The organism is Streptomyces sp. NPDC001532 (assembly GCF_040298625.1).
In the GTDB taxonomy this organism is placed as follows: Bacteria; Actinomycetota; Actinomycetes; order Streptomycetales; family Streptomycetaceae; genus Streptomyces.
The window spans coordinates 51659-77339 of sequence record NZ_JBEPAL010000038.1 but is presented as its reverse complement, the minus strand read 5'-3'; the positions used below and the strand labels follow the sequence as shown (position 1 = coordinate 77339).

Annotated in this window: 17 protein-coding genes and 1 pseudogene; 14 read left to right on the top strand and 4 right to left on the bottom strand. The window is 71.0% G+C overall.

Annotated features, from left to right (window positions below):
• The first annotated feature begins 24 nt into the window (after window positions 1-24).
• Both ABT232_RS29055 and ABT232_RS29050 read left to right on the top strand, forming a co-directional pair.
• Window positions 25-867 (top strand): NAD(P)H-binding protein, encoded by an 843-nt coding sequence (locus ABT232_RS29055; RefSeq protein ID WP_351845190.1) that lies wholly within the window; start codon window positions 25-27, stop codon window positions 865-867.
• Window positions 868-1007: 140 nt separating this feature from the next.
• Window positions 1008-1499 carry a pyridoxamine 5'-phosphate oxidase family protein gene (locus tag ABT232_RS29050; RefSeq protein WP_351845188.1) on the top strand — a complete coding sequence of 164 codons (492 nt, stop codon included), beginning with the start codon at window positions 1008-1010 and terminating at the stop codon, window positions 1497-1499.
• Window positions 1500-1580: 81 nt separating this feature from the next.
• Here the strand turns inward: ABT232_RS29050 and ABT232_RS29045 are convergent, their stop codons facing one another.
• Window positions 1581-5045, bottom strand: coding sequence for an AfsR/SARP family transcriptional regulator (locus ABT232_RS29045; RefSeq protein WP_502975489.1), 3465 nt, complete (start codon window positions 5043-5045; stop codon window positions 1581-1583).
• A 404-nt stretch (window positions 5046-5449) separates the two neighbouring features.
• Between ABT232_RS29045 and ABT232_RS29040 the strand changes: the two genes are divergently transcribed.
• Entirely contained in the window at window positions 5450-5956 is a 507-nt protein-coding gene (locus ABT232_RS29040; RefSeq protein ID WP_351845184.1) for a hypothetical protein, read from the top strand.
• Window positions 5957-6007: 51 nt separating this feature from the next.
• On the opposite strand, the gene ABT232_RS29035 is transcribed toward ABT232_RS29040, so the two are convergent.
• Window positions 6008-9823, bottom strand: a complete 3816-nt coding sequence (locus tag ABT232_RS29035) for a GH92 family glycosyl hydrolase (RefSeq protein ID WP_351845182.1) — start codon at window positions 9821-9823, stop codon at window positions 6008-6010.
• Between the two features lie 355 nt (window positions 9824-10178).
• On the opposite strand from ABT232_RS29035, the gene ngcE reads away from it, so the two are divergent.
• From ngcE to dxs, 8 genes are all read left to right on the top strand, one after another.
• Complete coding sequence (ngcE, locus tag ABT232_RS29030) at window positions 10179-11660, top strand: N-acetylglucosamine/diacetylchitobiose ABC transporter substrate-binding protein (protein WP_351845180.1); 1482 nt, start codon at window positions 10179-10181, stop codon at window positions 11658-11660.
• A gap of 53 nt (window positions 11661-11713) precedes the next feature.
• The gene (locus ABT232_RS29025; RefSeq protein ID WP_351845178.1) at window positions 11714-12643 is read left to right on the top strand and encodes a carbohydrate ABC transporter permease; all 930 of its coding nucleotides are present in this window, start codon (window positions 11714-11716) and stop codon (window positions 12641-12643) included.
• 24 nt (window positions 12644-12667) lie between these two features.
• A complete protein-coding gene (locus ABT232_RS29020) occupies window positions 12668-13591 on the top strand; it encodes a carbohydrate ABC transporter permease (RefSeq protein WP_351845176.1) in 924 nt (307 codons plus the stop codon).
• 182 nt (window positions 13592-13773) lie between these two features.
• A complete protein-coding gene (locus ABT232_RS29015; protein WP_351845174.1) occupies window positions 13774-14985 on the top strand; it encodes an ROK family transcriptional regulator in 1212 nt (403 codons plus the stop codon).
• A 133-nt stretch (window positions 14986-15118) separates the two neighbouring features.
• Window positions 15119-16216: a sugar ABC transporter substrate-binding protein gene (locus ABT232_RS29010; RefSeq protein ID WP_351845208.1), complete on the top strand. Its 1098-nt coding sequence runs from the start codon at window positions 15119-15121 to the stop codon at window positions 16214-16216.
• A 206-nt stretch (window positions 16217-16422) separates the two neighbouring features.
• Window positions 16423-17214: an ATP-binding cassette domain-containing protein gene (locus ABT232_RS29005; RefSeq protein ID WP_351845172.1), complete on the top strand. Its 792-nt coding sequence runs from the start codon at window positions 16423-16425 to the stop codon at window positions 17212-17214.
• Complete coding sequence (locus ABT232_RS29000) at window positions 17211-18512, top strand: sugar ABC transporter permease (protein ID WP_351845170.1); 1302 nt, start codon at window positions 17211-17213, stop codon at window positions 18510-18512. The genes ABT232_RS29005 and ABT232_RS29000 overlap by 4 nt, the downstream gene beginning before the upstream one ends.
• Window positions 18513-18704: 192 nt before the next feature.
• Window positions 18705-20663 carry a 1-deoxy-D-xylulose-5-phosphate synthase gene (gene dxs, locus ABT232_RS28995; RefSeq protein WP_351845168.1) on the top strand — a complete coding sequence of 653 codons (1959 nt, stop codon included), beginning with the start codon at window positions 18705-18707 and terminating at the stop codon, window positions 20661-20663.
• A gap of 84 nt (window positions 20664-20747) precedes the next feature.
• Here dxs and ABT232_RS28990 read toward each other — a convergent pair.
• A pseudogene (locus ABT232_RS28990) lies at window positions 20748-20889 on the bottom strand (alpha/beta fold hydrolase); the annotation flags it as partial.
• 218 nt (window positions 20890-21107) lie between these two features.
• Here ABT232_RS28990 and ABT232_RS28985 point away from each other — a divergent pair.
• Complete coding sequence (locus tag ABT232_RS28985) at window positions 21108-22631, top strand: amino acid permease (RefSeq protein WP_351845166.1); 1524 nt, start codon at window positions 21108-21110, stop codon at window positions 22629-22631.
• A gap of 96 nt (window positions 22632-22727) precedes the next feature.
• Entirely contained in the window at window positions 22728-24179 is a 1452-nt protein-coding gene (locus ABT232_RS28980) for a glycosyltransferase family 39 protein (protein ID WP_351845164.1), read from the top strand.
• A gap of 34 nt (window positions 24180-24213) precedes the next feature.
• Here the strand turns inward: ABT232_RS28980 and ABT232_RS28975 are convergent, their stop codons facing one another.
• Window positions 24214-24579 carry an NTP pyrophosphohydrolase gene (locus tag ABT232_RS28975; protein WP_351845162.1) on the bottom strand — a complete coding sequence of 122 codons (366 nt, stop codon included), beginning with the start codon at window positions 24577-24579 and terminating at the stop codon, window positions 24214-24216.
• A gap of 68 nt (window positions 24580-24647) precedes the next feature.
• Here ABT232_RS28975 and ABT232_RS28970 point away from each other — a divergent pair, with 68 nt between their 5' ends.
• On the top strand, window positions 24648-25673 hold the full coding sequence (locus ABT232_RS28970; RefSeq protein WP_351845206.1) for a DUF8189 domain-containing protein: 1026 nt from the start codon (window positions 24648-24650) through the stop codon (window positions 25671-25673).
• The last annotated feature ends 8 nt before the right edge of the window (window positions 25674-25681 follow it).

Below are 25681 nucleotides of genomic sequence, written 5' to 3'. Positions count from 1 at the left end.
CCATCAGCCAAGGGAAGCGAAGCCATGTCACAGCCAGACATCCTCGTCACCGGCAGCACCGGAAAGACCGGGCGCCGGGTCGTGCGCGCCCTGCGTGAGCGCGGCGCGTCGGTCCGCGCCGCCGGCCGGTCCGCCGGCGTCCGCTTCGACTGGGACGACGAGAGCACCTGGGCACCGGCCCTCACCGGCGCCCAGGCGGCCTACATCGTCGACCGTCAGGACAAGCCCGGCGAGTGGGATGCCGAGGCGCAGATACGCGACCTCGCCAAGCGCGCGGTCGACTGCGGTGTACGCCGCCTCGTCCTGCTCCAGGCCCGCACCACCGGGCTCGTGGGCGGCAAGGACCTGAGCGCCGGCGAGCGCGGTGTGCGCGAGTCCGGCGCCCAGTGGACCGTGCTGCGGCCGAACTGGTTCTTCCAGAACTTCGACGAGGGCGTGCTGCTGGACGCCGTCCGCGCCGGCGAGCTGCGGCTGCCCGCCGGCGACGGCCGCGAGCCCTTCGTGGACGCCGGCGATGTCGCCGAGGTCGCCGCCGCGGCCCTGCTCGACGACACGCACGACGGCCAGGTCTACGACCTCAGCGGCAGCCGCGCCCTCACCCTGGCGGAGGCCGCCGGGGAGATCTCCCGCGCCGCCGGCCGCCCCGTCGCCTACGTGCCCGTCTCCCACGGGGAGTACGTGGCGGAACTGGTCTCCTACGAGGTGCCCGCCGACTACGCGCGGTTCGTCGCCGACCTCGTCGGGCAGATCCGCGACAACCTCAACGCGGAGCCGACCGGCACCGTCGAGCGCGTGCTGGGCCGTCCGCCCCGCGACTTCACCGAGTTCGCCCGGCAGGCCGCGGCGGACGGTGCCTGGACGGTCTGACGACACCGGCTCCGGGTTCCCCGGCAGTGAGTCGGTGACTTCAAAGTGCCTTCTTCTCCCCAGGTGGGGCATGGGGCACGCTGAGATCGACGGGTGCTGAATTCACCCCGTTTCTGCGATGAATTTTCCGAGGTGCCGTGATGGCTGCTGTGAAGGTGGATTCGTTCTCGGAGATCGAGAACGCCTTCATGACTTACATTCAGGACATCGTGTACTGCACGATGATCACCGTCGACAAGAAGGCACGCCCCAGGGCGCGCGTTCTGCTGCCCATCTGGGAAACCGTGGATGGTAAACCGGTCGGCTGGCTGGCCGCTTACAAGACCCCGGTCAAGGTGGCTCACCTGGCGAACAATCCCCATACCACTTACTCCTATTGGAATCCCCGGCAGAACGCCGTCTTCATCGACAGCGTCTCCCACTGGGTGGACGACCCGGAGACCAAGAAGTACGCGTGGGACCTGTACGCCAAGGGCAGCCCGGCCGGTGTCGGATACAACCCGCGCAACTTCTGGCACCTCGGCCCGTCGGACCCGAAGTACCACGTGCTGCGGATCGAGCCATGGCGGGTGCAGGTGCTGCGCGGGTCCGACCTGAGCAGCCGGATCTGGACGGAGGAGTCGCACCGCTGAGAGCACCGGCCGGCGCTCCGGCCCCGGCCGGCCCGGCCGCCCTCACCGTCGAGGAGCGCGCGCAGGGCCGGCCGCGGGTGGTCAGGCCGGGATGTCCCGGCCGGGCCAGGCGTCGTCCTCGCTCCCGTAGTCCCTGCCCGTCGCGCCGGTGCCGAGCCACCGCGGCGCACGGGCCCGCAGCGACCGGGCCCCGGCGGCCTCCTCCGCCACCGCGTCGGCCGGCAGACCGCCGGCCGCCCCGCCGGAGCGGGACTCACCGGCCCGCCGCGGCCTGCGCTCACCGTCCGGCTCCTCGAAGCCGCCCGCGTCCACCGGCGCCGCGGACCCGCTCAGCTCGGAGTCAGCCGCGAGGCGATGGTCCACCGAGCGCCCCGCCGCGTGCTCCACCGCGAACATCTCCGCACCGAGCGTCTCCACGGCCCGCGCCGCCGCCCGCCGTACGTCGGCCTGTTCCGCGGGCGGGAGCGGGGCGCCGGACTGCTCACGGGTCGCCTCCGCGGTGCCGAGCAGCCGCGCCGCCCGTGTCGCCCGCGCCGGACGGCCGCTCAGCGCGTACGCGCAGGCCAGGCCCTCCAGGGCGAGCGCCACCGCCCGCGGGTCCTCGGAGACCAGCGCGGCGCTCAGACCGTCCCGGTGCCGGGCCAGGCTCCCCTCGACGTCTCCGCGCAGCTCCGCGCAGAACCCCAGCTCCGCCAGGACGAGAGCGAGGCCGTTGTTCGCCTCCCGGCTGCGGTTCCAGGCCAGCCACGGCCGCAGGTGCCGCTCCGCCGCGTCCAGGTCGCCCCGGCGCCGGGCGCCGAGCGCCAGCCCCAGCTCCGCCATCTGCTCCGCCGGCCGATTGCCCTGCTCCACCGCCAGCCGCATGGCCCTGCGATGGAACTCGTCCGCCTCCTCGAAGCGCCCCGACAGCAGCGCGATCCGGCCCAGACCGGACAGCTGGCGTGACGCCTCCGGCCACAGCTCCAGCGACTCTGCCATCCCCAGCCCCTCGCGATGCAGCTGCGCCGCCTGCTCGTACGAGGCGGTGATCTCGGCGTGCACGGCCAGAACCTGCGCCGTCTTCAGCTCGCCCCAGGCGTCGCCGAGCCGGATGAACTGGGACCGGGCCTCCAGCGCGTCGTCGTGCAGGCTCTCCAGGTCACCGCGGGTCATCGCCAGCGCGGCCCGGCTGCTCAGCGCCGCCGCCACACCCCACTCGTCGCGCAGCGCCCGGAAGTCCGCCAGCGCCGCGCTGACCTCCGCCTCCGCGGCCGCCAGCGCGCCCACGTCCCACAGCGCGTTCCCGGTGAACCACTTGGCGCGGGCCAGCCCTTCCGTGCGGACACCCGGGGCGGTATGGTCGCTCACCTGGCAGTGCTCCTCCGGCCTGACCTCGCCGAGCAGCAGCCCGATGCCCTGGCACCAGGCGGCGGCCTCGGCCGCCGCCGGCCCGGCCGGCTGCGCAGGCCCGCCCGCCTCCGACGGCTCGGCCACGGTCTCCGGGCCGGGCGGGACGGCCACCAGCTCCAGGGCCGAGCACAGCGAGCGGTGCGCCTCGGTGAGCCGTCCCATCAGGACCCAGAACCAGGCCAGCGCGTTCACCAGCCGCAGGGCCGGCTCGGCCGACCGCGCCCCGCGCAGCTCCTGGAGCGTCCGCCGGAAGTTGCCGGTCTCCGCCGACAGCCGCCGCAGCCAGTGGTGCTGCTCGGGTCCGCCGAGGTGCGGCCGGGCCGCCTCGGCCAGCCGCACGTAGTGGACGGCGTGCCGCCGGGCCACCTCGACCGCCTCGCCCGAGTCCACGAGCCGGGCCTGCGCGTACACCGCCACCGACTCCAGCAGCTGGTAGCGCGCGCCGTGCGGGGCGTCGCTGCGGACCACGAGCGAGCGGTCCACCAGCCGGGCCAGGATGTCGACCACGTCGTCGGCCGCCACCTCGCCGCCGGCGCACACCTGCTCCGCCGCCTCCAGCGTGCACCCGTCGACATGCGCCGACAGCCGCCGCAGCACGGTCTGCTCCTCCGGCGTGAGCAGGCTCCAGCTCCACTCGATGGTCGCCTGAAGGGTCTGCTGGCGGTGCGGTGCGCCCCGGTAGCCCGACTTCAGCACCCGGAACCGGTCGTCGAGCCGTTCCAGCAGCTGGTGGATGCCGAGCGCCCTGACCCGGGTGGCGGCCAGTTCCAGCGCCAGCGGGATGCCGTCCAGGCGGCGGCAGACGGCGGCGATGGCCTCGGCCGTCCGCGCGTCCACGACGAAGGAGGGATCCGCGGACCGTGCCCGCTCGACGAACAGCCGTACGGCACTGGACCGCTCCAGCGCCTCCAGCTCGGTGGACTCGGGCAGTTCCAGCGGCGGTACCGGCCACACCGCCTCGCCCTGCACCCGCAACGGTTCCTGACTGGTCGCCAGCACCCGCACACCGGGGGCCTGTTCGAGGAGCCGGCCCACCAGCATCGCCACGTCGTCGACCATGTGCTCGCAGTTGTCCAGAACGAGCAGCATCCGGCGGGACTCCGCGAACTCCACCAGCCGCCGTACGGACCGGCAGGTGTCGCCCAGGTCCGCCTCCGCCGTGGTGCCGTCCGTGCTCTCCCGGATGTCGAGCGCCGCCAGCACCTGCTGGGACACGCACGACAGCACTTCTGGCCCGTCGACGAGCCCGAGTCCGGCCAGTTCCACCAGCCAGATCCCGTCCGGGAACTCCTCGGCGAGACCGGCGGCGGCCGCGACGGCCAGCCGGGTCTTGCCGACTCCGCCGGGCCCGGTGAACGTGACCAGCCGGTGCCGGGCGAGCAGCCGCCGGCCCTCGGTCACCGCGCCCTCCCGCCCCACCAGGTCGCCTGCGGCGTCGGGCAGATTGGTACGGGCCCGCGCCGAGGGCGCGGTGCCGGCCTCCGGGGTCACCCGGTTCAGGGCCGGGTCCTGGCGCAGAATGGCCTGTTGGAGCGCCTCGATGGCCTGACCCGGAGTCAGCCCCAGTTCCTCGGCGAGGTGCCGGCGCAGATCGGTGTAGCTGTCCAGCGCCTCCGACGACCGGCCCACGTGGTACAGCGCCCGCATGTGCGCCATCCTCATCCGCTCGCGCAGCGGGTGAGCGGTGACCAGCGCGGTCAGTTCGCCCATGAGCAGACTGTGCTCACCTAAGTCGAGCCGCGCCTCCATGTGCTCCTCGACCGCGGTCAGCCGCTCCTCCTCCAGTCCGGCGAAGGCCGTCCGGACGAAGGGCTCGTCGGCGAAGTCGGCGAACGCCGGCCCCCGCCACAGCGCCAGCGCCTTCGACAGGGCCGTGGCCCTGGCCCGCGGGTCCTCCAGCGCGCGGGAGTGCGCCACCAGGGTCCGGAACCGCCCCACGTCGACGGTGTCGGGCGCGGCCTGAAGCACATAGCCGGGTGCCCGGTGCACGACCAGGTCGCGGGCCCCCTCCTCGGCGTCCTCCAGGACGCGGCGCAGCTGCGAGACCTTCGCCTGGAGCGAGGCCGTGGGATTGGCGGGGGGTGCGCCCGCCCAGAGCGCGTCGATCAGACGGGCCGTGGGAACCACCCGCCCGTGGTCGGCGATCAGACAGGCCAACAGAGTGCGGACCTTGACCTCCGGTACCCGAACCGGCCTCCCCGTCACCGTGCGTACTTCCAGTGGGCCCAGCACCCCGAATCGCATGTCGCCACAGTAACTCGCAGGTCAGAACGGCAGAGCCAATGTCGGCTATCTCACGCGGAAGGAGGGCCGCGACCGTCGAATAACAGCCACCGTCCGATCGGTCGGCCGCCGGGAGCGGCGTTCACGGACGGGTAATCCCCAGCCCATTTCCCGCCCCGCACGCTCGGAGAGCCGGGCGTGATCGCGGCATGGGCGGGAGGGGAAGCGGCGCGGTTACCGTCGGGTGCGGTTGGCCGAATGCAACGCGGCCAGGAACGCGCGTACATGTACGTCCGAGCGCGACTTTTGCCCACGCAGGTGACCAAGGGAGAACAACGGTGAGCACCTCCGCGCCCGTGGGCGCATTCGAGGACACCACGGCACTCATCGGCCGCGCCTTCGCGGTCGCACTGCACGAAGGCCTCGCCGCGGTCGCGCCCTCGTGGGCGAGCCGCGGAGCCGGTCCCCGAGCCCCCCGTCCGGCCCCGCCCGAACCCCACGTCGCCTTACTGCGCGTCCACCGTGAGGAGATCCTGGACGACTTGGCCGACGAGCTTCCCCACGCGCTGGCGGCGACCGGCCACCCGGACCCCGACCGGGCCTGCCGCACCCTGCTCGACTGGGCCCGCACACTGTTCCCGCAAGCCCAGCCCGTCCCCCCGTTCGCTCCGCCGGGCCTGAACCGCGCCTCCGGCGGGCCCGCCCCGGCCTCCCGGATGCGGCTCACCGTCGCCACGCTCCTGCTGGAGTGCGCCGCCCGCCGCCTCCCCGACGTGCCGGCCCGGGCCCGCGCCCTCCAGGCCCTGGGCCGCGCCGCCCGCGGCGCCGGACCGGCGGGCCGGTAGAGGTGCCGCGGAGGCGGCGGGCGGGGTGATCCGCCCGCCGCCCGGCACCGCTCAGGCCAGCAACTCCACTTCCGACAAGGTCACTTCACGATCGAACACCAGCCGGTAGTGCGCGTACCCGCGCGGGTGCGGGACGGAGAACGCGCGGGTCTGGCGGTCCCAGCGGAACTCCTCCCCGGCACGCTCGTCCAGGGTGCGCCAGGTGGTGCCGTCCGACGAACCCTGGAGGGTCCAGGCGGCCGGCGCCCGGGTGTGGTCGGCCGGGGAGGTGAGGGTGTACTGCACCGCCTCGGTCCGGCCGGCCACCGGCAGGTCCACCGTGGTGACGGACGCCTCGGTCGCCGAGGTGTCGTCGAACAGCGGCCCTTCGGCGTCCAGGGCGTCCGAGCGCGGGTCGGGCACCTGGTCGTCCCGGGTGAGGGAGGGCGGCGCCGCGTGCTTCCCGGTGCCCCAGGCCGACGGCCGCGGGCCCATCTCGAACTCCAGGACCCCGCCGCGCGCGATGAGCCGGTGGGGGAGGGAGGTCGAGTTCCAGCGGTGGCCGTCGAGCTTCACGCCCTGGACGTAGACGTTCCGCGCGCTGTTCCTCGGCGCCTTCACCACCAGGTCCGCGCCGTTCTCCAGGTGGACCGTCGCCTTGGTGAACAGCGGCGAGCCGATGGCGTACTCGCCGCTGCCCATGACCAGCGGGTAGAAGCCGAGCGCGGAGAAGAGGTACCAGGCCGACTGCTCGCCGTTGTCCTCGTCGCCGTGGTAGCCCTGGCCGATCTCACTGCCCACGTACAGCCGCGACAGCACCTCGCGGACCTTCTCCTGCGTCTTCCAGGGCCGGCCGGCCGCGTCGTACATGTAGATCGCGTGGTGGGCCACCTGGTTGGAGTGGCCGTACATGCCCATCCGGACGTCCCGGGCCTCCGTCATCTCGTGGATGACCCCGCCGTACGAGCCCGCGAACTCGGGCGAGGCGGTCTCCGGGGTGGCGAAGTACTCGTCCAGCTTCTCGGCGAGACCGTCCCGGCCGCCGTAGAGGTTGGCCAGGCCCCGGCTGTCCTGCGGGGCGGTGAAGGCGTAGCCCCAGCCGTTGGTCTCGGTGTAGTCGTGGCCCCAGATCCGCGGGTCGTACGCCGAGGACTCGACCCGCCAGTCGCCGCGGGCGTCGCGGCCCTGGAAGAACCCTGCCTCGGTGTCGAAGAGGTTGACGTAGTCGCGGGCGCGGTCGAGGAAGTACTCCGACTCCTCCTTGTAGCGCCGCTCGCCGGTCTCGCGGTACAGCTTCTGGCCCATCCTCGCGATGCCGTAGTCGTTGACGTAGCCCTCCAGCGCCCAGGACAGGCCCTCGTGGGTGTCGGTGGCGGTGTAGCCGAGGAACGGCGAGGTGGCCATGCCCTTGCGGCCCACACCCGACGCCGGGGGCACCACCGTGGCGTTCTTCAGCGCCGCCTCGTACGCCGCCTCGGCGTCGAGGCCGACGCCCTTGACGTAGGCGTCCGCGAAGGCGACGTCCGAGGAGGTGCCGGTCATCAGGTCGGCGTAGCCCGGCGACGACCAGCGCGAGGTCCAGCCGCCGTCCTTGAAGTGCTGCACGAACCCGTCGGCCAGCTCACCCGCCCGGGACGGCGTCAGCAGGGAGTAGGCGGGCCAGGTGGTCCGGTAGGTGTCCCAGAACCCGTTGTTCACGTACACCTTGCCCTCGACGATCTTCGCGCCGGTGTGGGTGGGGGTGTCGGGGCTCGGCATGGGGGAGAAGGGCGAGGCGTACTTGTACGTCGAACCGACCTTCTCGAAGCCGGAGTTGGGATACAGGTACAGCCGGTACAGGCTGGAGTACAGGGTGGTCAGCTGGTCCGGGGTCGCGCCCTCCACCTCGACCTTGCCGAGCAGCCGGTCCCACTGCCGCTGGGCCCGGTCCCTGACCGTCTCGAAGGACGTGCCGTCCGGGATCTCCTGGCGCAGGTTGTCCTTCGCCTGCTCGACGCTGATCAGCGAGGTGGCCAGGCGCAGCGTCACCGTGCGGTCGGCGCCCGCGTCGAAGCGCAGATAGCCCTTGACGCCGCTGGAGGAGCCGTCCGTCACCGGCTTGTCGAAGACGCCGTGCACGAAGAGCCGGGTGGCACCGGTCGACAGGCCCGACTTCACGTCCGAGTAGCCGGTGACCGTGCCGGTCGCCGGGTCCAGGGTGAGGCCCGCCTGGTCGGTCACGTTGTCGAACACGACGCTCGCGTCGTCACCGGGGTAGGTGAAGCGCAGCACCGCCGCGTGGTCCGTCGGGGTCATCTCGGCCTTGACGCCGTTCTCGAAGCGGACGCCGTAGTAGTGCGGGCGGGCGGTCTCGTTCTCGTGCCGGAACGGCAGCGCCCGCGCGGCGCGGCCGGTGTCCGGGGTGCCGGCCGCCGCGGACGGCATCACCTGGAAGGTCTGCCGGTCGCCCATCCACGGGCTCGGCTCGTGGCTGGCGCTGAACGCCTGGAGGGTGGGCAGGTTGTCCGCGTTGTTCGCACGTGCGTAGTCGTAGAGCCAGCTGAGCGAACCCGCGTTGGTGACCGGCGTCCAGAAGTTGAAGCCATGCGGTACGGCGGTCGCGGGGAAGGTGTTGCCGCGCGAGAACCCGCCGCTGGAGAGGGTGCCTCGGGTGGTCAGCGCGTAGTCCGACAGATGCGCCCTGGGCCGCTTGGGAGGCGCGACGTCCAGGGTCACGTCGTCCACCCAGCCCCTGAACCGCGCCGGGCCGGCCGGGGCGTCGTAGGCCACGAGGATCCGGTCGACGGTCCGGCCGGCCGCCACCGCGCCGATCCGCGACACCACGTTGTTCCACTGGTTGACGTAGAGCACCTTGGCGGCGCCCTGGCCCCGCGGCGAGAGCCGGAAGCCGTGCTGGTCGGTGGCGGCCAGGTCGCTGAGGTAGGTGCCGTCGGTGAAGGCGAGGTCGACGGAGACGTGGGTGGCGGCGTAGTCGAGGTCGCCGTCGGTCATCGACGGGAACACGCGGTACGCCAGCCGGGTGTCGCGGGTGACGGCCACGTCGACGTCGAAGACCTTGTTGTACGCGTACGCCGGGCCGTCCGCGGTGTGCCGTCCGGCGTAGCGCAGGGCCCGCTTGCCGGTGAAGCCGGCGCCCGCCTTCGCCGTCGGGGAGCCGCCGGGGCCCCGGTCGACCAGCGAGAGCATGTCCCGCGGGACCGGGCCCTCGGTGTCACCGGTGGAGAACTGCACATCGGCGAGCTGGAGCAGGTCACCGGACCGGTTGCGGGTGAAGTCCAGCCGGAAGTGCCGGAATTCGGCCGGTTCGGGAAGGTCGTAGATCTTCGTCTGGAAGCGCTCGGCGAACGACTCGCCGGTGCGGGTGTCCAGGGTCTTCCAGTCCTTGCCGTCGGTGGAGCCCTTGAGGGTCCAGTCGGCCGGATCGCGTTCGGCGTGGTCGTTGGCGGAGGTGAGCGCGTATGTCCGCAGTCCGACCGGTTCGTCCAGGTCGAACTCCACCCATCCGGTGGGCTCGAAAACCAGCCATTTGGTACTCGGCTCCCCGTCGACCAGGTTCTCCTTCACCTCCCCGCCCCCGGTGTTCTCCGCGCCGGCCCGCACGTCCGTGACGTGGTCGGTGACATTGCCGGGGATGCCGCTGCCGTAGCCGCCGTCGACGCCCGAGGTCCGCCGACTGCCGTCCGGCGCGGTCTCGACGGTGTTCAGCCAGTCCGGTGCCGGGTCCTGGGCCTCGAAGGAGGACGAGAACTCCCGGTCGGCGGCCTCCGGAGCGGCGGGCAGGGCGACCGCCGTGCCCTGTGTGCCGACGGCCACGGCGAGGACTCCCACCGCCGCCACCGCCGTACGCCAATTCCGTACGCGTCTGAGCCGGATTTCGTGCTTCCGCATGCGCGAGCACCTTCCCTGCGCCTCTGGACAACGTTGTCAAGTTCGCTGCGCAAGGATCAGTTGTGGCTCAAGTGGCCAGCCGTGTCAAGGGCGTTGACTGCGGCATTCGAGGGCTGTGTTCCGGATTTTTACGGTGTGCGGCCCACGGGCGGCTCATATTTCCGCGAGGTCTCAACTCGGAAAAGACAAACCGCCAACCTTGCATTCGATCTTGCTCCGCTGGCGGGAAGTGGACTATACCTGTCGGCGATTCACACGAACCGCACATCCTTGTACGACCCTGCTTGACCCCACCGCGGTGCCGGGGAGGATCCGGTTCACCGCCTGAGTCCTGGAAGAAGGCGAGGACTTGAGCATGGGATCCACTTCCGCCGAGAACGGCGCCGGTCACAGCGCCGAGAACGCGACCGCGCAGCACGGTACCGACGGCGTCGGCCGGCGCTCGCTGATCAAGCGGTCCGCCGCGCTCGGGCTGGTCTCCGTACCCGCCATGAGCTTCCTGTCCGCGTGCGCCAGCGGCGGCGGAGGCGAGGAGTCGAACGACGACACCCAGGGCGACACCTCCAAGGACAACCCCTTCGGCGTCAAGAAGGGCAGCAAGCTCGACGTCGTCATCTTCAAGGGCGGTTACGGCGACGACTACGCCAAGGCCTGGGAGGCCGCGTTCCAGAAGAAGTGGGGCGTGACCTCCACCCACACCGGGACCCAGGAGATCACCGGCAAGCTCCAGCCGCGCTTCAACGCCGGCAACCCGCCGGACATCGTGGACAACTCCGGCGCCCAGAAGATCAAGATCGACGTCCTCTACAAGAACGGCCAGCTCCTCGATCTCGCCGAGGTCCTGGACGCGCCGAGCGTGGACGACCCGTCGAAGAAGGTCCGCGACACCGTCATCCCCGGCACCCTCGACCCGGGCCTCCAGGAGGGCAAGGTCGTCGCCCTCAACTACATCTACACGGTGTGGGGCCTGTGGTACTCCGGCAAGCTCTTCAAGGAGAAGGGCTGGGAGGAGCCCAAGACCTGGGACGACTTCCTCGCCATCTGCAAGGACGCCAAGTCCCAGGGCATCGGCGGCCTCGCTCACCAGGGCAAGTACCCGTACTACATCAACGTCGCCATCATGGACCTGATCGCCAAGAAGGGCGGTCTGGACGCCATGAAGGCGATCGACAACCTCGACCCCAAGGCGTTCGTCGGCTCCGACGCGGCGCAGGCGGCCGTCGAGGCGGTCTACGAGGTCGTCGAGAAGGGCTATCTGATGCCCGGGACGAACGGCCTGGACCACACCGAGTCGCAGACCCGCTGGAACCAGTACAAGGCCGCCTTCATCACCTCGGGCTCCTGGCTGGAGAACGAGCAGCTGAAGCAGACGCCCTCGGACTTCGACATGAAGTTCCTGCCGATGCCGGTGCTGGAGGGCAGCGCCATGCCGTTCGAGGCGATCCGGGCCGGCTCCGGCGAGCCCTTCATCATCCCGGCCAAGGCCAAGAACCTGCCCGCGGCCAAGGAGTTCGTGCGGATGATGCTCTCCCGCGAGTGGTCGACGCTGTTCGCCAAGGAGGCGAACTCGCTGACCATCCTCAAGGACGGCGTGGACCCGAGCGTGCAGTTGCGACCGGGAACGCAGTCCACCGTCGAGGCCTCCAAGGCGGCCGGTGACAACACCTTCCGCTTCCTGTACACCGAGTGGTACAGCGAGATGGACACCGCCATCCAGAACGCCTCCAACGAGCTGATGGCCCGCCGTATCCAGCCCAAGGAGTGGCTGAAGCGGGCGCAGGCCGCCGTCGACAAGGCGGCGAAGGACCCGGCCGCCGAGAAGAACCGCCGCGAGTAGTCCCGCCCGGGACGCACGGTCACCGTCGGGAACACCAGGGGCAGGAAACGCCAATGCGCAAAGGGCAGTACGGGTTCGTCGCGGGATTTCTCCTCATCCCCGTGGCGCTTTATCTGATCTTCGTCATCTGGCCGTACATCCAGACGTTCGGCTATTCGCTGACCGACTGGAAGGGCCAGTCGCAGACCTTCAGCTTCGTCGGACTGGACAACTACACGGCACTGTTCCAGGACGACATCTTCCTGGGGGCCATCTGGCACAACATCCTGTTCCTGGTGTTCATCCCGGTGATCACCATTCTGCTGGCGCTGTTCTTCGCGTTCATGCTGAACGCGGGCGGACGCGGCCGGGCCGGCGGGGTGTCCGGAGTCGCCGGGTCGAGGTTCTACAAGGTCGTCTACTTCTTCCCGCAGGTGCTGTCGCTGGCGATCCTCGCGGTGCTGTTCCGCGCGGTCTACCGCAGCGACGGCGGCGGCATGCTCAACGGGGCGCTGGTGAAACTCGGCCTGGTCGACGCCGACCGGCCGGTGGAGTGGCTCAACGAACCGAACTTCGTGCTCTGGGCGCTCATCGTGGTCGTCGTCTGGCACGGCGTCGGCTTCTACCTGGTGCTCTTCTCGGCCGCCATGCAGTCCATCCCGAGGGACATCTACGAGGCCGCCCTGATCGACGGCGCCGGCCGCGCCCAGTCCTTCTTCCGCATCACCCTGCCGCTGCTGTGGGACTCCGTGCAGACGGCCTGGGTCTACCTCGGCATCGCGGCGATGGACATGTTCATCCTCGTGTCGACCATGACCTCCGGTGAGTTCGGCGGCGGCCCCGACCATCACAGCGAGGTCATGGCGACCGTGATGATGCGGAACTTCCTCTACTACGGCAAGAGCGGCTACGCCTGCGCCATGGGCGTGGTCATGCTGCTCCTCACCCTCATCCTGTCCGTGGTCATGCTGCGCGCCACCCGCCGCGACCGCGTCGAGTTCTGAGCGGGAGAGACGGGAGACACGACGATGAGCGCACCCCTGAAGGAAACCGCTCCGGCCCCGGCCGGGCGCACCCTGGACAAGGTCCCGCACACGCCCCGCGAGCGGCGCGGCGAGGGCGTCACCCTGAACGCCTTCTCGCACGGCTTCCTCGCCCTGTGGGCCCTGATGATCGTCCTGCCGCTGCTGTGGCTGATGCTCAGCGCCTTCAAGACCGACGCCCAGATCGCCGGCTCGGCCTTCGGCTGGCCCGAGAACTGGACGTTCGACGTCTTCTCGCGCGCGTGGGAGAAGGGCATCGGCGACTACTTCCTCAACACCGTCGTCGTGCTCGTCTTCTCGGTGCCGCTGACGATGCTGTTCGGCTCGATGGCCGCCTACGTGCTGGCCCGCTACCAGTTCTGGGGGAACCGCTTCCTCTACTACTTCTTCGTCGCGGGCGCGATGTTCCCGGTCTTCCTGGCCCTGGTCCCGCTGTTCTTCATGGTCAGACGGCTGGACATGCTGAACACCTACCAGGGTCTGATCCTGGTGTACGTCGCCTACTCCCTGCCGTTCACCGTCTTCTTCATGCACGCCTTCTTCCGGACCCTGCCCACGGCGGTCTTCGAGGCGGCGATCCTGGACGGGGCCTCGCACACCCGGACCTTCTTCCAGGTGATGCTGCCGATGGCGAAGCCCGGCCTGATCAGCGTGGGCATCTTCAACACGCTGGGGCAGTGGAACCAGTTCATCCTGCCGACGGTGCTGATGCAGCCGCAGAGCGGCGACGACCCCGAGCGGTACGTCCTCACCCAGGGGCTGATCCAGCTCCAGCAGCAGCAGGGCTACGCCTCCGACCTGCCGGTGCTCTTCGCCGGCGTGACCATCGCCATGATCCCCATGCTGGTGGTCTATCTGTCCTTCCAGCGCCAGGTGCAGGCCGGACTCACCTCGGCGACCTTGAAGTAGCTCTCCGCGAGCGGCCGTGCGCGCGCCGTCCCCGGCTCGGGGGCGGCGCGCGCCGGTGTGTCCCTCACCCCGGAAACTGTTCAACCTCTTGACGGGTGGCCCCCCGAACGGCTCAGCTTAGAGTTCACTAGTTGGACATAGACGGGGCCTCATCGAAGCGGTCCCGCGCGCAGGAGGTCGTCGTGGAGACTCCGGGGTCGCAGTCGTCGCTGCACCGAGCCAACCTGGAGCGGGTCGTACGTGCCGTGCGGCTGGCGGGATCGCTCACCCAGGCGGAGATCGCGAGGACGACGGGACTGTCCGCGGCGACCGTCTCCAACATCGTGCGAGAGCTGAAGGAAGGCGGGACCGTCGAGGTCACGCCCACCTCGGCGGGTGGTCGGCGGGCCCGCAGCGTCAGTCTGAGCGGGGACGCGGGCATCGTCATCGGGGTCGATTTCGGCCACACCCATTTGCGCGTCGCGGTCGGGAACCTCGCCCACCAGGTGCTGGCCGAGGAGTCCGAGCCACTGGATGTGGACGCCTCCGCCGCGCAGGGCTTCGACCGGGCGGAAGAGCTGGTCAACCGGCTGATCGCGGCCACCGGAGTGGACCGCTCGAAGATCGCCGGAGTGGGCCTCGGTGTGCCCGGTCCGATCGACGTGGAGTCCGGGACCCTGGGCTCGACCGCCATCCTGCCGGGCTGGACCGGCGCCAAGCCCGCCGAGGAGCTGCGGGGGCGCCTCGGCGTGCCCGTGCACGTGGACAACGACGCCAATCTGGGCGCCCTGGGCGAGCTGGTCTGGGGCAGCGGGAAGGGCGTGCGGGACCTGGCGTACATCAAGGTCTCCAGCGGTGTCGGAGCGGGCCTGGTCATCGACGGGAAGATCTACCGCGGGCCCGGTGGCACTGCGGGAGAAATAGGACATATTACACTTGATGAATCCGGCCCCGTCTGCCGCTGCGGAAACCGGGGCTGCCTGGAGACCTTCGCGGCCGCGCGCTATGTGCTGCCGCTCCTCCAGTCCAGTCACGGCACGGATCTGACCATGGAGGGTGTTGTCCGGCTGGCGCGGGACGGAGATCCGGGCTGCCGTCGGGTGATCGCCGACGTCGGCCGTCACATCGGCAGTGGAGTCGCCAACCTCTGCAATCTGCTGAACCCGAGCCGGGTGGTCCTGGGCGGTGATCTCGCCGAGGCCGGAGAGCTGGTGCTCGGGCCGATCAGGGAGTCCGTCGGCCGCTACGCCATTCCCAGCGCGGCGCGTCAACTGTCCGTTCTTCCCGGGGCACTTGGGGGCCGTGCGGAAGTGCTCGGAGCGCTCGCTCTCGCCCTCAGCGAGATGGGCGACTCGACCCTTTTGGACGGAAGCGTGTCAGGCACCCTCTCCGCCGTGGCACCTGCCTTCACTTAGAGAACGGATGGCACCGTTGCCAACCCGTTAAGGATTTACTTCTTGACGTCGCACGTGTGGCCGAGTTGACTTCCAGCCACCTCGGCCGCAACGACGCGGCCTCGTCAGGGAGGTTTCTGAAGTGAACACGCGTATGCGTCGTGCCGCCGTTGCCATCGCCGCGGGTGCGATGGCCGTCTCTCTCGCCGCCTGTGGCAGCGCTGAGGAGGCCGGTGGCGAGAAGGACTCCACCGGCTCCGCCGCCAAGGGTGACAACATCAAGATCGGTCTGCTCCTGCCGGAGAACCAGACCGCTCGGTACGAGAAGTTCGACCGGCCTCTGATCGAGGAAAAGATCAAGGAGCTGACGGACAACAAGGCGACCATCGAGTACAACAACGCCAAGCAGGACGCCAACCTCCAGGCGCAGCAGGTCGACACGATGATCACCAACAAGGTGGACGTGCTGATCCTGGACGCCGTGGACGCCAAGGCGATCAAGAACTCCGTCCAGAAGGCCGTGGACAACGGCATCAAGGTCGTCGCCTACGACCGCCTCGCCGAGGGCCCGATCAGCGCCTACACGTCCTTCGACAACGTCGCCGTCGGCAAGACCCAGGGCGAGGCCCTGGTCGCCGAGCTGGGCGACAAGGCCAAGGACGGCCAGATCGTCATGATGAACGGCTCCGTCACCGACCCGAACGCCGCCCAGTTCAAGGAAGGCGCCCACGCCGCCCTCGACGGCAAGGTGAAGATCGGCAAGGAGTACGACACCAAGGAGTGGAAGCCGGAGAACGCCAACTCCAACATGGAGGCGGCCATCTCGGCGCTCGGCAAGGACAAGATCGTCGGCGTCTACTCCGCCAACGACGGCATGGCGGGCGGCATCATCACCGCCCTGAAGGCGGCCGGCATCGACGTCCCGGTCACCGGCCAGGACGCCGAGCTCGCGGCCGTGCAGCGCATCGTCGCCGGTGAGCAGTTCATGAGCGTCTACAAGCCGTACGCCCCGGAGGCCGAGGCCGCCGCCGCCATGGCCGTCGCGCTGGCCAAGGGCGAGGACCTGGGCGCGGTCGCCAAGGACAAGGTGTCCAGCGACAGCGCCAAGGACGTCCCGTCCGTCCTGGTCGACGTCACCTCGCTGACCCAGGAGAACATCAACGACACCGTCATCAAGGACGGCGTCTACACCGCCGACGAGATCTGCACCGCCAAGTACAAGGCGGCCTGCGACAAGCTCGGCATCAAGTAAGCGGCAGCGAGTCCCCTCGCGCTACGGGAGTCCGCCCCCGGACTCCCGTACGGGACGACCGCCCTCACTCAAGGCTCCGCCGGCGCCTCGCGCATCACACAGCCCCGCAAGCTCGTGCGGGGCGCCGGTCGGAACACCCGGGGCACAGCCCCGGTCCACCCCCCAATCTTCTGCACAACCTCCCGCCGGGTCAGGCGGCGAAGGAGATGGTTCACGTGTCCGCTACGCCCGTGCTGGCGTTGCGCGGGGTCTCCAAGCGGTTCGGTGCCGTCCAGGCGCTCACCGACGTAGAGCTTGAGGTCCACGCCGGTGAAGTGGTCGCCCTGGTCGGCGACAACGGCGCCGGAAAGTCCACGCTGGTCAAGACGATCGCCGGCGTGCACCCCATCGATGAGGGCGCCATCGAATGGGACGGCAAGGCCGTATCGATCAACAAGCCCCACGACGCCCAGTCCCTGGGCATCGCGACGGTCTACCAGGACCTCGCGCTGTGCGACAACATCGATGTCGTCGGCAACCTGTTCCTCGGCCGCGAGCTGCGGAAGTGGGGCGTCCTCGACGAGGTCGAGATGGAGCGCCGCGCCCGCGAGCTGCTGACGACCCTGTCGATCCGCATCCCCAGCGTGCGCATCCCGATCGCCTCGCTCTCCGGCGGTCAGCGCCAGACCGTGGCCATCGCCCGCTCGATGCTCGGCGAGCCCAAGCTGGTCATCCTCGACGAGCCCACCGCGGCCCTCGGCGTGGAGCAGACCGCCCAGGTCCTCGACCTGGTCGAGCGGCTGCGGGAGCGCGGCCACGCCGTCATCCTGATCAGCCACAACATGGCCGATGTGAAGGCCGTCGCCGACAAGGTGGCGGTACTGCGTCTCGGTCGCAACAACGGCGTCTTCGAGGTCAAGACGACCTCGCAGGAGGAGATCATCTCCGCCATCACCGGCGCCACCGACAATGCCGTGACCCGCCGTGCGGCGCGCACGAACGGGGAGGGTTCCCAGTGAGCATCGACAAGACCTCCGCCACGGCGACGTCGAAGGACGAACACGCCGTGGAGAACCCCGAGGCGGCCGCCGACGCGGTCACCGCGGTAGACCCCCGCCTGCTCGTCCGCGAGGAGGGCCTGCTCGGTTACTGGACCGAGTTCAAGCGCAAGATGCGCGCCGGTGAACTGGGCTCCCTCCCGGTCGTCGTCGGCCTGGTGATCATCTGCATCGTCTTCCAGAGCCTGAACTCGGCGTTCCTGTCCGCGCAGAACATCAGTGACATCACCGTCACGATGGTCGGCACCGGCATGATCTCCGTCGGCATCGTCTTCGTGCTGCTGCTCGGCGAGATCGATCTGTCCGTCGGCTCGGTCAGCGGCGCCTCCAGCGCCATCGCGGCCGTCCTCGCGGTCAACCAGGGCTGGCCCGAGTGGGCGGCGGTGCTGTTCGCGGTCGCCGCGGGTGCCGCCATCGGTGCCGCGCACGGCTTCTTCTTCGCCGTCCTCGGCGCGCCCGCCTTCGCGGTCACGCTGGCCGGCCTGCTGTTCTGGCTCGGCTTCATGCTCCAGACGCTGGGCGAGAACGGCACGATCAACCTGGACAGCGACGGCTTCATCGGCCAGCTGACCACGTACTTCTTCACGGACGTCGCCGCCGCCTACGGCCTGGCGGCCGTGGTGACGGTGCTGTTCTTCGTCAGCTCGTTCCTGGGCAACCGGCGGCGTGAGGCGGCGGGCATCCCGTCCCGGCCGCTGAACGAGACGCTCCTGCGCACCGGTCTGCTCGCCGTGATCTCCTTCGCCGCGGCCTTCATGTACAACCAGTACAAGGGCCTGCCGCTGGCCACGGTGATCTTCCTGGTGTTCCTGGTCGCCACGGACTTCGTGCTCCGGCGCACCCCCTACGGCCGCAAGATCTTCGCCCTCGGCGGCAGCGTCGAGGCGTCCCGGCGAGCCGGCATCAACGTCACCGCGGTGCGGATCTCGGTCTTCGCGATCTCCGGCGGCTTCGCGGCGATCGGCGGCCTCTTCCTGGCCTCCAAGATCGCCTCCGCCAACCAGAGCGCCGGCACCGGCGACCTGCTGATGAACGCGATCGCCGCGGCCGTGATCGGTGGCACCAGCCTCTTCGGTGGCCGGGGCCGCACCTGGAACGCCCTGCTCGGCGTCCTGGTGATCGTCTCCATCCAGTACGGCCTCCAGCTGGAGTCCATCGCCGAACCGGTGAAGTACATGATCACCGCCGGCGTGCTGCTGACCACCGTGGTCATCGACTCGATCACGCGTAAGACGCAGAAGACGGCCGGCCGCGCCTAGCGGTCAGCCCCCCGTACTGTGCCCGGCACCAACGGCGGTGCCGGGCACAGCCATGTCGTACCGACGGCTCCGGATGGGTAGAGCCGAACCCGTGACGTACGACGCACCGCCCGGGCGTCGGGCCCAGAGGCGGAACATTAGACTCGACAAGCCCGGCAACAGCTCGATCAGCTCTACTGCAAGGAGGCACGGGTGCCGCTGCTGACCCGCATCACGGGACCGCGCGATCTGGACCGGCTCAGCCAGGAGGAGCTCGTCCAGCTGGCAGAGGAGATCCGGACCTTCCTCGTCGACGCGGTCGCCAAGACCGGCGGCCACCTGGGTCCCAACCTCGGCGTGGTGGAACTCACCATCGCCCTGCACCGGGTCTTCGACTCGCCGAAGGACAAGGTGCTGTGGGACACCGGCCACCAGGCCTACGTCCACAAGCTGCTCACCGGCCGCCAGGACTTCACCGGACTGCGCAGCAAGGGCGGCCTTTCGGGCTACCCCTCGCGGGCCGAGTCCGACCACGACGTCATCGAGAACAGCCACGCCTCCACGGTGCTCGGCTGGGCCGACGGCCTCGCCAAGGCCAACCAGCTCAGAAAACGCGACAGCCACGTCGTCGCCGTCATCGGTGACGGCGCCCTCACCGGCGGTATGGCCTGGGAGGCGCTGAACAACATCGCCGACGCCAAGGACCGCCCGCTGGTCATCGTCGTCAACGACAACGAGCGCTCCTACGCGCCGACCATCGGCGGCCTCGCCAACCACCTCGCGACCCTGCGCACCACCGACGGCTACGAACGCTTCCTGGCCCGCACCAAGCAGGTCCTGGAGCGCACCCCGGTCCTCGGCAAGCCGCTCTACGAGACCCTGCACGGCGCCAAGAAGGGCCTGAAGGACTTCATCGCGCCGCAGGGCATGTTCGAGGACCTCGGCCTGAAGTACGTCGGCCCGATCGACGGCCACGACATGGAGGCCCTGGAGTCCGCGCTCGCCCGCGCCAAGCGGTTCGGCGGCCCGGTCATCGTGCACTGCCTCACCGAGAAGGGCCGCGGCTACGAGCCCGCCGAGCAGGACGAGGCCGACCGCTTCCACGGCATCGGCCCCATCCACCCCGACACCGGCCTGCCCATCAAGGCCGCCGCCGCCAGCTGGACCTCCGTCTTCGGTGACGAGATGGTGAAGCTCGGCAAGGAGCGGGACGACATCGTCGCCATCACCGCGGCGATGCTCCAGCCGGTCGGCCTGAAGAAGTTCGCGGACACCTTCCCGGACCGGATCTACGACGTCGGCATCGCCGAGCAGCACGCCGCCGTCTCCGCGGCCGGCCTCGCCACCGGCGGACTGCACCCGGTCTTCGCGGTGTACGCCACCTTCCTCAACCGCGCCTTCGACCAGGTCCTCATGGACGTGGCCCTGCACAGGTGCGGGGTGACGTTCGTCCTCGACCGCGCCGGCGTCACCGGCGACGACGGCGCCTCGCACAACGGCATGTGGGACATGTCGATGCTCCAGGTCGTCCCCGGCCTGCGGATCGCCGCCCCGCGCGACGCCGAGCAACTGCGCGCCCAGTTGCGCGAGGCCGTCGACGTCGACGACGCGCCGACCGTGCTGCGCTACTCCAAGGGCGTCGTCGGCCCCGCCGTACCGGCCGTGCGGCGGGTGGGCGGCATGGACGTGCTGCGCGAGCCCGGCACGGACCGGCCGGACGTGCTGCTGGTCTCGGTCGGCGCGCTGGCCCCGATGTGCCTGGAGATCGCCGGCCTGCTCGACCGGCAGGGCATCTCCACCACCGTCGTCGACCCGCGCTGGGTCAAGCCGGTGGACGAGGCGCTGGCCCCGCTCGCCGAGCGGCACCGGGTCGTCGTCACCGTCGAGGACAACTCCCGCGTCGGCGGTGTCGGCGCGGCCGTCTCGCAGGCCCTGCGGGACGCGGGCGTCGACCTGCCGCTGCGCGACTTCGGCATCCCGCCGCGCTTCCTCGACCACGCCTCGCGCGCCGAGGTCATGGCCGAGATCGGCCTCACCGCGCCGGACATCGCCCGCCAGGTGACCGGCCTGGTCTCCAAGCTCGACGGCCAGCCCCACTCCCGGCTCCGCGCGGGCGCGGGCTCCTCCTCCGACCGCGCCACGGCGGCCGAGGCCGAGCCGGCCCGCGACTGACCGCCCCGACCGCCACCCGGCCCTCCCCCGCGACGCGTCCGCGCCGCGGGGGAGGGCCGGGGTGTGCCGGGGGCCGGGCCGGGGTCAGCGGCGCAAAAACTCCAGCAGGTCCTGCTCGAAGCGTTCCTTGTCGCCCGCGACCATCGCGATGCCGTGCGAGCCGCCCTCGTACACCTTCAACGCGGCGTCGGGTGATCTCGGCGGACGTGCGGCCGGTGGCGTCGACCCTCCGCGGCCGCGACGGCGTCGACCCTCCGTGGCCGCGACGGTCGCGGGCGGGCGGACGGTCCGCGCGGTCCCTTCGCCCGCTGGTCCGGACGGGCTACCGGTGGCACCGTGAAGGGTGGTCGCACCGGCCCGTTCGCGTGAAAGCGCCCGCGTCGGGGCATGCGCACAACGCCCCCTCTCGATCATGTCGAGGACGACAAAGCGTGGGAGGTAACCGTGAGCAGCACCCTCTTCCGGACGAAGAAGGTCGAGCAGTCCATCCTCGATACCGAGGAGCCGGAGCACGCCCTCAAGAAATCACTCTCGGCCCTGGACCTGACGGTCTTCGGTGTCGGTGTCATCATCGGCACCGGCATCTTCGTGCTGACCGGCACGGTCGCCAAGAACAACGCGGGCCCCGCGGTGGCCCTCGCGTTCGTCGCGGCAGGCGTCGCCTGCGCGCTCGCCGCGCTCTGCTACGCCGAGTTCGCCTCCACGGTCCCGGTCGCCGGCTCCGCGTACACCTTCTCGTACGCCTCCCTGGGCGAGCTGCCCGCCTGGATCATCGGCTGGGACCTGGTCCTCGAGTTCGCGCTCGGCACGGCGGTGGTGGCCGTCGGCTGGTCGGGCTACGTCCAGTCGCTGATGGACAACGCGGGCTGGCAGCTGCCCACGGCGCTCGGCAGCCGGGAGGGCGCCGACGGCTTCGGCTTCGACATCCTCGCCGCCGTACTGGTCCTGCTGCTCACCGTGATCCTGGTGATCGGCATGAAGCTGTCCGCGCGGGTCACCCAGGTCGTGGTCGCCATCAAGGTGACCGTCGTCCTCGTCGTGATCATCGCGGGCGCCTTCCTGATCGACGGCGCCAACTACGACCCGTTCGTCCCCGACGCGCAGGCGGTGCCGGCCGGTGACAGCCTCCAGGCTCCGCTGATCCAGCTGATGTTCGGCTGGGCGCCCTCCAACTTCGGTGTGATGGGCATCTTCACCGCCGCCTCCGTCGTCTTCTTCGCGTTCATCGGCTTCGACGTGGTGGCCACCGCCGCCGAGGAGACCAGGAACCCGCAGCGCGACATGCCGCGCGGCATCCTCGGCTCGCTGCTGATCTGCACCACCCTCTACGTCCTGGTGTCGATCGTCGTCACCGGTATGCAGCACTACAGCGAACTGTCGGAGAGCGCCCCGCTCGCCGACGCCTTCAAGGCCACCGGGCACCCCTGGTACGCGGGCTTCATCAGCTTCGGCGCCGCCGTCGGCCTGACCACCGTCTGCATGATCCTGCTGCTCGGCCAGACCCGGGTGTTCTTCGCGATGAGCCGCGACGGACTGCTGCCCCGGTTCTTCTCGCACGTCCACCCCCGGTTCCGGACCCCGCACCGTCCGACCATCCTGCTCGGCGTGATCATCGCGATCCTGGCGGGCTTCACCCCGCTGAACGAACTCGCCGCGCTGGTGAACATCGGCACCCTGTTCGCCTTCGTGGTGGTGGCGATCGGCGTCATCGTCCTCCGCCGGACCCGCCCCGACCTGCCCCGCTCCTTCCGCACGCCGTGGGTGCCGGTCATCCCGATCCTGTCGGTGTGCGCCTCGCTGTGGCTGATGCTGAACCTGCCCGCCGAGACCTGGGTGCGGTTCGCGGTCTGGATGGCGGCCGGGTTCGTCGTCTACTTCCTGTACGGCCGTTCCCACAGCCGTCTCGGCCGGCACCAGGAGACCACCACCGAGGACATCGTGGAGGGCCACGAGCACCGCGACCGATGACCGACCGCCGACCACGGCGGGTCACCACGATCCTCGGCCACCGGCCCCGTATGTCCCGCTTCGTCGGGAGGTGCGGGGCCGGATAGCGTACGGCGCATGCGCGTCGAGCCCCTCCATCCGGCACGTACCGTCACCGGCCCGCGGGCGGAACCCGCCTACTGGGCGCGGCTGCTGCCCGGGCTGGCACTGCTCGCCTGCGTCACCCGCGTGCCCTCCTTCGCCCGGCCGCTGTGGAACCCCGACGAGGGCTACCTCGCCGTCCAGGCACGGATACTGGCACACGGCGGACAGCTGTACGAGACGGTCGTGGACCGCAAACCGCCGCTGGTGCCCTGGCTGTACGAGGCGGCCTTCGCGGTGGCCGGCTCCGGCTCGCTGACCTCCGTGCGGGTGCTCGCGATCGCCGCCCAGCTGCTCACCGCCGTCCTGCTGGCCGCACTGGCCCGCCGCCGCTGGGGCGACCGGGCCGGCCGCACCGCCGGGGTGCTGTACCTGCTGATCTCCATCGGCCTCAACCCCGAGGACGCCCAGGCCGCCGGGTTCGAACTGTTCATACTGCCGGGCACCGCCGCCGCGATGTGGTGCGCCGACCGGTGCCGCTGGGGCGCGGCGGGCGCCGCCGTGGCCTGCGCCGTCCTCGCCAAGCAGACCGGCGGCGCGGTGCTGCTGCCGGTGGTCTGGCTGTGCGTCACCTCCGGCGCCGCCCGCACCGGCCTGCCCCGCCTGGCCGCCGGCGCGGTCCTGCCGGTCGCGGCGGCGGCCCTGCTCACCGACCCGTCCGGCTTCCTGTTCTGGACCGTCACCGGCTCCACGGCCTACGCCGCCTTCTCCGGCTCCGCGCTGCACGCCCTCACCCGCGCCCTGGGCAACGCGGCGATCCTCGCGGCGGCCTGCGCGGGACTCCTTCCGCCGCTCGTGCGGATACTGCGCCTCGACCGCGCCGGCCACGGCGACCTGTGGCTGTGGCTGGCCACGTCGGCGGGCGCGGCGCTGACCGGCTTCCACTTCTTCGGCCACTACTACCTGCAACTCCTGCCGCCGCTCGCCCTGCTGGCGACCGCGGCGCTGCGGACCGCCCCGCGCGAACGGCTGCGGACCGCCGTCCTCACCTCCGCCGGCGCCTGCGCCGTCTTCCTGGCCTGGGGCCTGACCGCGCCGGGCGGCGAACTCGCCCACGCCCAGCGCCTCGCCGCGGTCACCGCGCACCGCACCGCGCCCGACGAACCCGTCCTGATCTGGGGCATGCACCCGGAGACGTACTGGCTCGCCGACCGCACCCCCGCCAGCCGCTACCTCACCGCCGGGCTGCTCACCAACTACAGCGGCGGCCGCGACGGCGCGCACGTCGGCGAGGAGCACGCCGTGGCCGGCGCCTGGCCGGTCTTCCGCCGCGAACTCGCCCTGCACGCACCGCCCCTGATCGTCGACGACTCCCGCGGCAAGCCCTACGCCCCCGCACACCTGCCGACCCTGCGCCGGCTGCTCGACGCCCGCTACGAGGTGGTGGGCAGGGTGGACGGGGCGGTGCTGTACGGACGGGTGGGCTGAGGATCGGCCGTTCCCCGCACGCCGGCCGCACCGCCTAGCCGCGTACCGTCCGAGGCCCCGCGACCTCCGCGCCCAGGGCGGTCACCCGGCGGCGCAGTTCGCGGTCGGCGGTGACCACCAGGCAGCGGCGGTCGCCGGCCGCGGCGACCAGCTCGACCATGCGGTCGTCACCGCTGCCGGGCGCCGCCTCGACGCGGACGCCGGGCACCGAGTCCACGCCGCGGGCCGCGCCCTCGACCACCAGGACGATCTCGGTGGGTTCCTGACGTCCCGGCAGGCCGTCCACCGCCAGCCGGTCCCGCAGGCGTTCGGCCGCGCCGCGCCGGTCCCGCCACCAGCCGTCGGGCACCGAACCGACCACGTTGGCGGCGTCGACGACGACGAGGAGCGGGGCAGTCATGCCCCCAGGGTCGCACGGGGCCGCGGGACGGGCGTCGCCGCGGGCCCGATTAGAGTGGGGCCGTGTCGATGGTCAGTACAGTGAACGGCGACTGGCTCATACGCGGGCGCGACGGCCGGCTCGGTGTCTACACCACCCGTGGCGACGCCGTCCTGAGCCGGGCCGAACGCCACCCCGGCGGCGACTGGACGCCCTGGCGCACGGTGGGCGGGGAGCAGCGCCTGCACACCGGACTCGCCGTCGGCCGAGGCGCCGACGGTTACGCCCATCTGGTCTCCTGGCGGCCCACCACCGGCGACGAGGCGGGCCTGGTGCACTCCACCCACTTCCGCGCGCATCTCGCCGCGCTCGACTGGCTGCCGATCGGCCATCCCAACAAGCAGGGCGCGCGGACCGGGCGGCCCGCCGTGGCCGTGGACGCCCAGGGCCGGGCGTACGTCTTCGTCGGCAATCGCGGCAAGGGCGTGCACACCATCAACCAGAAGGAGCGCGGCGGCTGGACCGGCTGGCACGACCTCAAGGGCTCCAAGGTGCACGAGGAACTGGTCGCCGTCACGGGGGAGTCGGGCCGGGTGGAGCTGTACGGCGTCGGTCCGGCGGGCGTGCTGCGCTGGCTCCAGGAGGAGCCCGGTGCGCGCCCCGTGGCCGCCGATCCACTGCCGGTGCGCGTCGAGCCGGGCACGGCGGCCGCCCTGCCCACGTCCAAGGAGCACACCACGCTGTTCTTCGCGGACCCCGAGGGCATGCTGTACGCCTGGCGGCCGGGCGCCGACCCAGTGCCGCTGCTCGCCGCGGCGGGCCCCGGTCCCCTCGCCGTCCTGCGCTGCGTCCTGGACGGCCACGACTGCACCCTGCTCGCCCAGCGCTCCGCCTCGGGCCGGGTCGCCTTCGCCGCGTACCCGACCGAGGACGAGTCGGCGGGCCTGTGGTGGACGGAGTCCGGCCCGCAGCTCCCGGTGGGGACCCGGGTGGCCCTCGCGGAGGACGCCGAGGGCCGGGTGGTGGCCGCGACGGTCACCCCGGACGGGGAGTTGCGGGTGGCCCGTCAGAAGGACGAGCCGGGCCTGGCGCTGGCGGCCTGGCGCACGGTGTGACCCGTACG

Bases quoted from the DNA above. Each gene is read 5' to 3' on its own strand.
- ABT232_RS28975 (WP_351845162.1), bottom strand. From the start codon at position 24,579: ATGACTGCCCCGCTCCTCGTCGTCGTCGACGCCGCCAACGTGGTCGGT.
- ngcE (WP_351845180.1), top strand. From the start codon at position 10,179: ATGGGATCCACTTCCGCCGAGAACGGCGCCGGTCACAGCGCCGAGAAC.
- ABT232_RS29005 (WP_351845172.1), top strand. From the start codon at position 16,423: ATGGTTCACGTGTCCGCTACGCCCGTGCTGGCGTTGCGCGGGGTCTCC.
- ABT232_RS28970 (WP_351845206.1), top strand. From the start codon at position 24,648: ATGGTCAGTACAGTGAACGGCGACTGGCTCATACGCGGGCGCGACGGC.
- ABT232_RS29020 (WP_351845176.1), top strand. From the start codon at position 12,668: ATGAGCGCACCCCTGAAGGAAACCGCTCCGGCCCCGGCCGGGCGCACC.
- ABT232_RS29035 (WP_351845182.1), bottom strand. From the start codon at position 9,823: ATGCGGAAGCACGAAATCCGGCTCAGACGCGTACGGAATTGGCGTACG.
- ABT232_RS29010 (WP_351845208.1), top strand. From the start codon at position 15,119: ATGCGTCGTGCCGCCGTTGCCATCGCCGCGGGTGCGATGGCCGTCTCT.
- ABT232_RS29050 (WP_351845188.1), top strand. From the start codon at position 1,008: ATGGCTGCTGTGAAGGTGGATTCGTTCTCGGAGATCGAGAACGCCTTC.
- ABT232_RS29025 (WP_351845178.1), top strand. From the start codon at position 11,714: ATGCGCAAAGGGCAGTACGGGTTCGTCGCGGGATTTCTCCTCATCCCC.
- ABT232_RS29055 (WP_351845190.1), top strand. From the start codon at position 25: ATGTCACAGCCAGACATCCTCGTCACCGGCAGCACCGGAAAGACCGGG.
- ABT232_RS28980 (WP_351845164.1), top strand. From the start codon at position 22,728: ATGCGCGTCGAGCCCCTCCATCCGGCACGTACCGTCACCGGCCCGCGG.